Annotated in this window: 6 protein-coding genes, 1 tRNA gene and 2 pseudogenes; 1 reads left to right on the top strand and 8 read right to left on the bottom strand. The window is 34.1% G+C overall.

Features of this window, described 5'->3' with window-relative positions; genetic code table 11:
• Positions 1-57: 57 nt before the first annotated feature.
• From ACJROX_RS07760 to ACJROX_RS07745, 4 genes and pseudogenes are all read right to left on the bottom strand, one after another.
• Positions 58-729 (bottom strand): GntR family transcriptional regulator, encoded by a 672-nt coding sequence (locus ACJROX_RS07760; RefSeq protein ID WP_408010175.1) that lies wholly within the window; start codon positions 727-729, stop codon positions 58-60.
• Positions 730-894: 165 nt separating this feature from the next.
• Positions 895-1,432, bottom strand: a pseudogene (locus tag ACJROX_RS07755) (GNAT family N-acetyltransferase).
• Between the two features lie 25 nt (positions 1,433-1,457).
• A complete protein-coding gene (catA, locus tag ACJROX_RS07750; RefSeq protein WP_408010174.1) occupies positions 1,458-2,108 on the bottom strand; it encodes a type A chloramphenicol O-acetyltransferase in 651 nt (216 codons plus the stop codon).
• A 198-nt stretch (positions 2,109-2,306) separates the two neighbouring features.
• Positions 2,307-2,729, bottom strand: a complete 423-nt coding sequence (locus ACJROX_RS07745; RefSeq protein WP_408010173.1) for a hypothetical protein — start codon at positions 2,727-2,729, stop codon at positions 2,307-2,309.
• A 339-nt stretch (positions 2,730-3,068) separates the two neighbouring features.
• Between ACJROX_RS07745 and ACJROX_RS07740 the strand changes: the two genes are divergently transcribed.
• Positions 3,069-4,304, top strand: coding sequence for an IS110 family transposase (locus ACJROX_RS07740; protein ID WP_408008343.1), 1,236 nt, complete (start codon positions 3,069-3,071; stop codon positions 4,302-4,304).
• 124 nt (positions 4,305-4,428) lie between these two features.
• Here ACJROX_RS07740 and ACJROX_RS07735 read toward each other — a convergent pair whose 3' ends face one another.
• The 4 genes and pseudogenes from ACJROX_RS07735 to ACJROX_RS07720 form a co-directional block, all read right to left on the bottom strand.
• Entirely contained in the window at positions 4,429-6,432 is a 2,004-nt protein-coding gene (locus ACJROX_RS07735) for a DUF2357 domain-containing protein (RefSeq protein WP_408010172.1), read from the bottom strand.
• Positions 6,401-8,934, bottom strand: a pseudogene (locus tag ACJROX_RS07730) (MrcB family domain-containing protein). Before ACJROX_RS07730 ends, ACJROX_RS07735 begins: the two are co-directional and overlap by 32 nt.
• A gap of 204 nt (positions 8,935-9,138) precedes the next feature.
• Positions 9,139-10,935: a DUF262 domain-containing protein gene (locus tag ACJROX_RS07725; protein WP_408010171.1), complete on the bottom strand. Its 1,797-nt coding sequence runs from the start codon at positions 10,933-10,935 to the stop codon at positions 9,139-9,141.
• Positions 10,936-11,768: 833 nt separating this feature from the next.
• A tRNA-Leu gene (locus tag ACJROX_RS07720) sits at positions 11,769-11,853 on the bottom strand.
• Between the last annotated feature and the right edge of the window lie 151 nt (positions 11,854-12,004).

Below are 12,004 nucleotides of genomic sequence, written 5' to 3'. Positions count from 1 at the left end.
TCATCTATCCATCAAAAAAAGCCCCATTTGAATTGGGAGCTTTTTAACAATCAACTATTAATTTTTATCTAAATCACTGTCCAATACCTCTACTAAATGTTGTATATCAAGGTCCAGGTGTTTAACCATCTCTTCAGAGGCAAGTTTATCTTCTCTTCTTTTCATATAATGGAAAATTTGCCGATGTTGTTTCAGGATTATTTCTGCCCTGTTTATTCCTTTGAAATTAAGAACTCTGTAATAACGGATCAATCCTCTAATTTCATTGACTTGTTTTTGAAGTCTGTTGTTGTTAGTGAATTGGAGAATCAAATTATGAAATTTTTCGTTCAGCTCGATGATTACTTTTGATTCTTTACCATCCTTAATCGCTTTTTCCGTCTCTAATAGAGTATTTTCGATTTCTTCAATTTCAGAATCAGCTGCGATCCTGGTCGTTTGACTAACCGCAAATGACTCGAGAGCCTTGCGACAGTAGTATATATCCTTAATATCTTTCAATGTTGGGTTATAGACTACCACTTTAGAGTTGACCACCTCTAGGAGTCCCTCTTTTTCAAGGATTCTAACTGCTTCCCTTATTGGACTTTTGCTTACATTAAATTCTTTTGCCAGCTGTGTTTCATTGATCCGTTCGCCAGGTTTATATTTTCCATCGAATATCATTTGTTTAATCATTTGATAAAATTGCTCATAGTATGGAACTTGTTTTGCCAAAAATCGATTCATAAAATTGCCACCTATTTTTTATTGATTTAATACAGTACCTCTATAATTGACTATATATAACAATCTAATATTAATCAATGGATTAAAAAACATGGGTCTATTATTCTGCTATAGAAGCACTCTATGAACGGGCTCATTTATGTTGATAAAAAAATCATATATTTTTTATGGAATACAATCACTAACCTTTATTCTCCAGATCATGTGGTCATACCCATCGCCCCAATAATCCTTTAACAAGTAATCCGGTTCTCCAAATTTCTTGCGCCAAATTTTTTGAGAACGACGATATCCACTATCTAAACAAATGCCTTTTTTCTCTAATGAACGATAGATCGCATTCAATAGCAAATTTCCTACACCCTTCTTCTGATAGTCAGGATGGACAAATAGCGTTCCGACCTTCCATCAGTCCGTCAAAAGCCTGGTTGGTACAATTGCTTAACAGTTCGCTTGCCGGTCTATATTCGATGGAACCAATGATTTTATCACCATCTACCGCTATCAGAAAATAGCGATTCTCACCATTACTCGCCAGATCACATTCGAGATACTGTTTCTTAACTTCAATTTCATCATATAGATCATCCTGCATCTCTTCGATTCCTTCTTTATCGAACGTATCCGTGATCACCGTCCTGAATAATTGATGTAACTCTTCAATGTCCTCTATCCTTGGTCTTCTTATCTCTACATGAAGCAACGTGAACCCCTCCCTAATCCCTGCCTTAAGGCAGCCATTCATAGCAGTTGTCAGCCAAGTGCTGTAACTCTGAGAAAAATAGACTAGCGTGATACCCATCGCAAACAGCATGATGCATTTGTACAGAGACAGGCAGCAAGACTTTTTCCTCCTGATTGAAGTATTTTCCTCCAGTAATGATCGGTAATAAATAGTCATCATCATTATTGATGTTCAGGTTAAAACCAGTAAAATTGATCCATGGAATACTGGATATAGGAAAAGCGTTTCGGGGTTCATTTTCCTTCGGGAAAAGCCCCTTCACATTGCTATATCGCTTTATATCGTCTTGATAATTTTGATAAAAGACTCCAAAATCATCAGAAAATTCAGTCCAAATGCTGGAGAAGGATTTATTTTCAGGATGAAAGATTGTATAACTTGGCACCATTGTGTCCCAATATCCCAGAACGCCCTCGTTATTTAAGCATGACCTGAATTCTTTATGAGAATTTACGGTTCTGGTAACTATATAAATAAAGGCAGGATAGATCTTCAGCCCTTTGTTCTGGAGATGTTCTAGTAATATTGTGATATCAATATTCGATGTCAGGTTGAAGGTACATTTCAAATTCAAATAATGGTCGAAATACTCTTTTCGATCCCAATCTTCTTTATCAATTCTAGTAAAATTCATGATAAGCCTCCTAAAATCGTTTTTAATTAATGATTTTAGGAGGCAATTTGTCTGCCTTTCCCAACCGCTTCACCCCATTTGATTCATTTCAGTTTCTTACCCATGATCAGCTGATGTTTACCTACATTCAATACATAAACATTTTCCTTATGATCTCCTATCCATTGTTCAGATAAAAACTCCTCTTTGCAGCTTTTTTTATACCTTAATCAATGAAACAATAGTTTTAAATACTCCAGATGGATTTGAATAAATGGTACTGAGTGGGAGAACTTCTTTATCATATTGTTTATTCGTTAAAATTAATAAATCGTTTTCGTGATCAACAGTTAATTGAATGCCTTTTATTTCATACGACCGTATATGTTTAGCTAAATCTAAGTGCGTTTGATCCAGCTGGAGTTTTACTTGTGAAGAAAATCGCCTCATAAGTCTCCATAACGCTACTTCTTCCTTAGACTTCATGAATATTTCAGGTAGTTCTTTTGATTGCTTCAACGTATTTGCTGTAGTCATGGTATAAGCTAAAATTCCGTATCCTACAGGTTTAATGGTTTGCTCAAGTTCTTGCCAATTTTCTACTTCAAATACGATATAATCCTCTTGCTTTGAGCTAGGCAATTCTTTAATTTGATCTCTTTGTTTAATTTGAATGCCTTTAATTTTTCCGTAAAAACGAATACCCCAAATTCGATCTGAAACACCCTTTTCGTATTATAAGGTCAGCCAGAAAATATTTCTGGTTGACCATTTTTTATATGGTCTTATTATAACAGTAGCCAGGGTAGAACGTAAGCGCCCGTGGGACTTAGATCCCGTCTGTTAAACCGTTCACCCCCTACTGGTAGAAACATGTTTAAGGCTGGTTGGGACCTAGATCTCGTATAACAAGCGAAGCTATGATACTACTAGGAGGAATTAGGGGTTACTGGCAAGTTCAATTTGAGGAGGAGATTGAGAATGAATCCAGTCGTTGGTCTGGATGTATCAAAAGGAGAAAGTGAAGTTCAGGCTTTTTTAGATAAGGGGAAACCTTACGGTAAAAGTTTTAGTATCAAGCATGATCTTGATGGGCTAGGATCATTACTTGAGTTTCTGGATGGTATAAAAGATAAAACTGGTATTCAACCTTCGGTTGTTTTAGAAGCTACTGGACATTACCATGCGCCAGTTGTTCAGTTTCTAGATGAACATCGCTATTTATTAATTATCGTTAATCCTTTGATCTCTCACAGAGCCAAAAGTGCTAGTTTACGAAAAGTTAAAACCGATGCCATTGATGCCTATCGCCTTTGTGAGCTTTACTACAAAGAGGATTTAGAGCCATATAAAAAACGTGGTATTCAACTCTTAAACCTTCGTAATCTTACAAGGCAACATGAGAATATGACAGGAATATATGTTCAAAACAAGCTGCAATTTCAAGCAGTACTAGATCAAATCTTTCCTGAATACAGAGGGGTTTTTGGTGACTTATATTCGGTTGTGTCTTTGCTTATTTTAAAAGAATTCCCAGCATCAGTAGATATTTTAGCCGTCAGCGAAGATACGCTGGCAAATAAAATCAAGGAATTCTGTAAAAGTCGTTCAAAGAAATGGTCAGAAGAGAAAGCTCAAAAACTTAAGGAAGCAGCAGCACGGAATCCGTTTCAAAAGACACTATATCAGAGTCATTTACTGAGTCTTAGTATGTATATTAATATGCTTCTTCAATACAAAGAGCATCTATCAGATTTGGAAGCTGAGATAGATACTCTCGCAAAGGAAATTGAAGAATATAAGATAATCCAATCTATCCCTGGTATCGGAGAAAAAATCGCTGCCACGATCATTTCTGAAATTGGTGAGATAGATCGGTTTAATCACCCAAAAAAGCTTGTCGCATTCGCTGGAGTTGATCCAGAAGTGTTTGAATCAGGAAAATTTAAAGCTACTCTCGTTCGGATTACAAAACGTGGATCAAGTAGGTTGCGGCACGCCTTATATATGGCAGTTCGATCTGGTATTCGTGACTGTCGTAAACAGAAAACAACGGATGAAATCATCCCTAGAAACAAAAGATTAAGAGCGTTTTACGATAAGAAGCGTGAGGAAGGCAAACTTTATAAAGTAGCCGTTATTGCTTGTGTAAATAAGCTCTTACATTGGATTTATGCCATATTAAAAAACAGAACCACTTTCCAAGATATAGCCTAATTAAGATTTCCATCTAAATATGACAAAACCTTCCAATCATTAGTTATGGAAGGTTATTTGGCATGCGCATTTCTAGTGTAACATGAAGTATTATAAGTTTTCATTGAAAAATGTTGACAAACTATTAGCTGGTTTTATAATACAAAGCAACATATTTAGCTTCCTGCCATCCCTTGTTTAACGATCTTACAGGGATATGATAAAACCGGTGCTGATGATGAGCGATAGCATTACTTCGACTATTAACTAGCCCTACCAGTACTTTATCCTCAAAAGAAGATTGCCATTCTTCTTTAACACCTCGTGGCAGGATTCCTTCTTCATGAATTTCTTCAGGGCTTTTTTCAATGAGGCGTTCAACAAATTGTTCAACCAAGTTTGTGGCGTTTGGTAAAAAAGGAAGTCCACCAATATTAACGGAATTGATACTTTTATAAAACGGATGTTCGGTGTATGATTCTTCCTCAAACCATGGAAACAAAACATATGCACCAAATGCCGACCGTTCATATGGCCCTTCTTGTTCTACAACAATTGCATCTCGATATCGATGCATGGTATTAATGTCATCTTCCATAGGACCTGGTTGTTTATACCGTTCATTATAGTAACTACCTTCTACAGCAAAATCGATCCGATACTTAGCATCAAACACATAATTATACTCATAGTTTTTACCCTTTTTTTCAATGCTCAGCATGTTATCAGGTTTTTGTGGTAATGTCGGTAGTTTACCTTCATAGTGCTGATACACTAGGGTTATCTTTTCGTTTGTAAAAGGATGTTTATACACACGTTTAGCTGTTTGATTGGTATCTAAGTTTACAAAGAGATGATCACGATTTACTTTCACAATATCCTGTGAAACCAGCTTATATTTTCTGCTTAATATTTGCCCTAACTTTAAGAAGGTCCAGTATTCATATAAAGTCGCTACATCCTTAACGGACATCCTGTAAAGTTTTCCCTGTAATGTTAAGCCTCTTGAGAGATTTAAGTAAATTTGAAAGGCATCTCGATAGCCTGGGGCCATTTGAAGTACTAAACTCATTACCGATCGATCAAGTACACCAATTTGTTTCCAAAAGGGATTTTTCAAGCGAGCATTTAATTCTTTCCGCATAGAGTTAATTTCTTCTACAAGTTCTTGATCAGGTTCCGCCTGTCTCCAACGGTTAGGAGCAATAACCTTTTCATATAGATCATCAATTTTATCTCTTATCCGTTGCATGATTTGCTTAATAAAACGATTTTCATGTGTATCGTACGTTAGATCTTTTTTAGTAGTAAGCCCTGATTGAGGTAATACCTTTTTCTTCCCGAGCTGAATTCCATCCTTTACTTCAACAAATAAATGCGGGCGTTTACGTAGATAGCTTCGCCCTAAAGAATCTACTTTTCTAAGTTGGTCTCCACGTACTTTAACATGCTCAGTCACTAATTGATGATAGGGTTGTTTTTCAATTCGTTGAATTGCTTGTAGAAAGGCACGAAAATGATTAGTGATTAATCTGTAAAATTCACTCCTAGAAGGATTACCTTCAATTTTCGTTACGGCACCTAAGTATGTTTTCCGAACAAAATGAAAAGCTAAATTATAAATTTCATCATTAACTTCCTCTAGAAGCTTTCGGTAATCCTCTTTATAATCAAGCTTCGAAGGAAAAATCTCCACTGTAACCTCTAATAGAGTTTTCCTTCCTTCTCGAATTTCAAAGGTAGAAAGTCCAACTTCATTTCGAAACTGTAATACGCCCATCATTAATTGGTGGGTTCCTACATAATCTACAGCTTGTCGTAATTGAGGATGTTCATGATAAAAGGTAAGCTTACGGTTATCCTTTGGTGTAATGACAATTTGATAGACTCCGTTTTCAAAGAAAATTGGACGATGTCTATCTTTATTAATTAATTGCTGTTGATCAACGTCAAATACTTTAACAGTACTTACCGTTTCTCCTTCCACATGGAGTTCCATTACTTCATTCTGGTGTAGCGCCTTATATTGTTTTAATCCTTCGTAACGTTCATGATAGGGTTTTCCTTTAAGAACAAGTGAGAGTTCACTGGTTTCGATTTGAATCAGTTCCACATCGTCAGGAAACGAGCCAGAAGGAAGTAAAGCCATCCTCCATAAACCTACCTCTCATCACAAAGACTTTTTCGGCAGACTTCGGAAATCTAGCATTTTCAAATCCTTCAGGTAAATCGATTTGGTTTTCCTCTAACTTTGTACTTGTAAACAAAGCAAACAGCTCGTTCAATACATGAAATACCCGAGCATCACTTCCAGAAATTCGCGGTAATATTTTTTGCAAGATTTGATAATCTAAAGCTTGCTCAAATGACATTAATCCAGCTCGTTCATTGTATATTAAATAAAAACATATTTCGTCTCGAACGCGATAGCCCACATGAGCACCTAATCTTTGAAGTACTTGATTAACTTTTACAAGCTCAGCTGTAACGTTCTCTACCAACTCTTCGTTTCCTTGATAAGCATCTTTTAAATATAAGAATTCTCCCATTAATTGATTAGAAGAAATTTCTATTGAGTCAACCTCTTTTACTTCTTGTAAGAATGCAAGGTGATCAAGTTGAACGCGGTTGAATTCAATTGTATTTGCACGATCGAGAACCTTTTTACTAAACGGATAAGTTGTTTCGTCCATATTAACTGTTCCCACAAAATAGACATTAGGTGGAATGGTCACAAGCTTTCCATCGACCTCATGCTCAATCACTGGTGAAGTCACCACTTCCTCATCTACCCATTTACGGCTTTCCATTACACTAAGTAAATCACTAAAGTAATATTCCACCCGTGCTAAATTCATTTCATCAAGTAAAACAAAATAAGGGAGCTCTGGATGTTCAGCTGCGTTCATTAAAACCTCTGTTAAACGGCCCTTTTTAAAATCCCCTTTGATATTTGTATAACCGAGTAAATCTGAACCATCACTCCAGTCAGGACGGACAGGAATTAAGGTAAACTGTCCATTCTCTTCTGTTGCACCGAGACTTTCAGCAAACCACTGCACCATTTTTGTTTTCCCTGTTCCAGAAATACCCGATAATATAACAAACGGCTTTGTTTTCAATGATAAATAAAGATTCATTACTTCTTCTTTTTCATAATAGAAACCTATACTAGATATGTACTTGTATATATGCTTGGTAAGGTGTTGATCATTTAGATTATAAAGTTTTCTTTTTTCTCTTCCAACATCTTGTATTGGAACTTGGCCTCGTTTTTTTGAAATATACTGTTCATAATAACCTATCATTTTTTCTAAATCATGAATTAGCTGGGTTTCAGGCGGGAAGTTCTCCTTAGTATATTCAACATAAGCAGCAATTGATTTTTCATATTTAGTTGCCATACCACTGGAACCAAGATTATAATTATTATCTTTCTTAAATCGTGGTTCCATATCAATAAGTTCACGTATTTCCTTATTCATATTCTCCATTTCTTCTGGACTAGTTTCCGTAACACCTTGGGCAAGAGATAAATATATTCGTGTCATATCTTCACTGAACAAGTAAACAATATAATACCCTCTTTGAGTAGAAGTGGTTATAGCATTATTCATAATAGCGATCCAGGGTATTACAGCCCAATTTCCTTGGCCAACAGACCCTTTTACAATATATGTATTACCTTCAATAAAAGGAAGAGAATAGAATGTGTTAGGAATATGATTTCTAACCAAATTCCCCATCGGGTTTCCTGCAAATTTTTCAGTCCTAGAACTTAAATACTTATTCATTATTTTTAATAGTTTTGGTCGAATTTTTTCTTCCATAAGAGGGGTCCACTCCTCATCTACTAATCCACTTTTATGAAACCACTGCAAAATATTTCTCGTTCTATAGTCCGCAACAGATTCAACCATTAAATTGTCGCCTTTAGAATTCCGAACAATTAACATACCTAACTCTTTAAGACATTTGAATTTTTCTTCTTTGGAAAATGAGTTCATTACACTTAACATTTCGAGGAATATTTTAAAATAATTATGCTTAATTATTTGGTTTCGATTATATTCAATCTATTATCTGATTCTTGATAATTGTTTACCAGTTCCTGATTTAAATCAAAGGTTTCATTCAGAAAGCCTAGTATCTTTAAGCCTTGCCTTGCCCGAGACTTTAACCTTTTCTCTCGATCTTCATTTAACTGTCTATTAATATTTTGGGGACTGTATAATCCATCTGATATCTCTTGTAAAAATGTTAAAGTTTGATCCAAGCTTGCTTCTGGAAGTTGATCTGTAGTAAATTCTTTTAACTTTATCCCAACTAAATTGTCTTTTGTGGTTTCTTCTACAAATGGAAATTGACTAAAAAATGAAAGTAAAAATGAGGATCTCCCTCTAGTTTTGATAAAGTCATTACGATTAGCAACCCTAGTATTTTTAAATTCATCCCAAGCAATAAGGATAAAATCAAAAGATACCCTTTCATCAGATTCCTTTTTAATCCCACTCCTATATTTAGATCTTGAAGACTCCGTTTCTATGTATATACCTTGACCATCACCTTTAGTAATCCAATTAATTTTCCCTGAAGATAATGTCTTTATTTCCTTTAATTGCTTTGCATATTCAATTATGTAGATTTCCATTCTATCGACACCCTTGTATTGTTATTACTACTAGTTTATCAAATTTTGGAATATATTTAGTAATCTTATTAACCCCTTTTAAATTATATAATTACTTGGTATATTCTCCGTTACTTTAGTAAACAAAGTTATGCACAAAGAAAAATGAGCTTATCCCATCAATAAACTCATCTGTAAAGTGATATAAATTATTTTCTAACAATCCTATAATTTTTGATAATACGTTCTAATTTTTTCCACTATTAATGTGCGTCTTTCTTCAAGAAACTCTTGATAATTATTAGCATCCATTTCAAATAAAGACACGGGAATACAATTCATTTTAAAGTTCTCTATTAAGTCATCCAAATTAGTAATTTCACCAATATCTATTTCTCTTTTCCTTACCTGTTCTTCTATTTTTTCTAGATAGACCTTAGGTGCTTGAGCTTTCACAGCTAGGTTTACTACTTGTTCTGTATATGCATAATTTGCGATTTGATTATAGTCTCTTCTGTTACCGTACCCGTTCTTTTGTAAATATTTTTTTGGAAAGACATGATGAACATCTCCTTGTTCTTCTATTAACTGTTGGACTGTAATTGACTTTGATAGGAATGCATAATCTTTATCAAAAATTTGAGACATAACATATAAGTTAAAGTAAGGACTACTAGTAACAGAAGTGTTTAAATTTCCAGGGAGGATGTTTTTCCAATAGGCTTCAGATAATTCCCCTGCTTCCACTGATTTTAAATAATCCATTGGATCTTCATGAGCATCAAATCGTTTAATATCAAAATCAAACATAGATTCCGGTGATCCTGAATACCGTTCAGTAAGTATTGATGCAACTAACCATCGACGAACCAGTTTATTTATTGTAGAGTTATTTACATTTTTTTCTCTTAATAATAAAAATAATGTATAAGCAAAATTTAATGCATTTTGAGAACGAACTAATTTCGCATTAACAATACCAGCAGATTTTAAAATCATAATGAATCTCTTAAAATTTGTTTCGTTTGTAAACTTCAATACGCCATCATGCAAGTTTCTAAAAGAGTCTTCGATAATATCTTCTCGATATTCTCTAGATTCAAAATCTCGTCCAGAAAGTAAACTTACTAAGCTTGAAATTTTTCCTCGTAAGAATTTAAACGTAAAGGCTACTCTCAATAAATCTGAATAACTAGGTTCGTAAATATTTGTATTATAATCTTTTACCCATTTTATTTTACTGAATTCTTCAGTTTGAGAGAACTCTTGATCATTCTTTATTATATTTTCAAATACTGCAGGACTCTTAATTAAATGACAGAAATAATCCACTGTTTTTCTTATTAGTGGGCCCTCATAAAGGTCATTTACAGAGATCTTAGACATAGCAAAATCAGCTTGACTTAAATTAACACCTGCAGAGTTAATACGAATGAAGATTTCCGTTACAACTTCAATATCCAAAGTGTGAGATAATTCAATAACTCCAATAGAACTATGTCGAATACTAATTAATTTTTGAAGAATATCATTTAATTGATTCATAGTGATTCCTGAATTTTGTTCACAATAATTTTGAATAAAGCCAAATGTATCAAAACCCTGTTGAAAAACCGTTGAAATATCTGGGATCCACCTTTTATCTTTTCGAATGGCAGGGTTTTGCACCTCAAATTTTTCATCTAGTGGGTTAAAAGCTATATTAATTTTTCTTTTACTATATTCTTTTGTGATAACTTCTTTTCCAGAAATGGCAGCCATTAAAGCTGTAACACGTTGTTGTCCATCAATTAAAATCTTTTTTCCTTGAGAAATTGTTTCATCTTTAAGTCTTGCATCTGGGTTTTGCCAAGTAATAATGTAACCAACTGGATAATCATTATATAAAGAATCTAGCAAATCTCTAACTTTTGATGACTTCCATACAAAAGGCCGCTGAATTTCTGGGATAGCAATTACATCTTCTTCAATCCAGCTAAGAAGTGCATTAACAGTAGTATTATTTACCTGATAATTTGACACAATCACACCGTCCTTTTAACATACCTACTTAGGAGCTCCCTAAATAAACCTCCTGGAATAGTCCTTTGTCTGGAAAAGCAGGAAAAATTTTTAACTTCTGACCTCAATCACTTATGTCCGTGACGTTTATTGAATATTAATTATTATGATTTATCTTAAAATTTATAGTATGATTTACTAATATTTTGATTTTCTTGTTTTTATCTCTAGTTTTTCTTCTTTTTCATTAATATTTGATATACCATCTCTTATAAATTTATATATAAAATAAAAAGTCAATAACATAATTAACAAGGGAAAGATTTTTTACATTGAATGATATACTTCCTTTAATTATATTAATTTCTAATAATTCACTTAAAGAGTTCAGTACCAGTACTAACCAGAGGATTGTTATATATAAACTTAATAATTGATTAATCTTTGAAACCGAAAAAGGGAATTCTTGTGTTGCTGACCATTTGCTCAGGTTTTCCTTCATAACTGTTTTATATAGTGACCCATTTCTGAATCTTCTAACCTATCTACATGTCTTTCCCAACTATTTTGCCAAAACTTACTCCCTTTATTAACTAAATACCAACTAAAGGAGAACATAAAACTCTTTTTCTGTAATCAGGTCAATTTCTTCTAGTGATAATTCATTTTTTCTTCTTGCCAATTTGGTTTCCACCTTTCAGAATTTAATGGTGTCCCCCAAACAGTACGCACACTATCATTGCACACTATTTCACCTTTAAAAATAGTACGCATAGAAGGGAAAAAAAACAAAACAAAAAAGGCTTCCTACGATGTAGAAAGCCTGTTATATAAAGGTTTAAGCAAGTTAAGTATGGTACCGGTGGTCGGGGTCGAACCGACACTCCGTGAGGAACACGATTTTGATTCGTGCGCGTCTGCCAATTCCGCCACACCGCCTATAAATAGAGGGTTTTCCCATATTTATATCAATGATTAGTCGTTAAATGTCCATACGATTAATTAATACCTTCATTTCTTATTAAATCATATAAAAAATGAGATAACAATATCTATTGTAACTACACACAATTTTTCCTAGGAGAAATGC

It is taken from the genome of Pseudalkalibacillus sp. A8 (assembly GCF_045920555.1).
In the GTDB taxonomy this organism is placed as follows: Bacteria; Bacillota; Bacilli; order Bacillales; family Fictibacillaceae; genus Pseudalkalibacillus.
Note: the sequence above shows the minus strand (reverse complement) of the source record. Positions and strands in the feature narration are given on the sequence as shown.

Bases quoted from the DNA above. Each gene is read 5' to 3' on its own strand.
- ACJROX_RS07760 (WP_408010175.1), bottom strand. From the start codon at position 729: ATGAATCGATTTTTGGCAAAACAAGTTCCATACTATGAGCAATTTTAT.
- catA (WP_408010174.1), bottom strand. From the start codon at position 2,108: ATGAATTTTACTAGAATTGATAAAGAAGATTGGGATCGAAAAGAGTAT.
- ACJROX_RS07740 (WP_408008343.1), top strand. From the start codon at position 3,069: ATGAATCCAGTCGTTGGTCTGGATGTATCAAAAGGAGAAAGTGAAGTT.
- ACJROX_RS07735 (WP_408010172.1), bottom strand. From the start codon at position 6,432: ATGGCTTTACTTCCTTCTGGCTCGTTTCCTGACGATGTGGAACTGATT.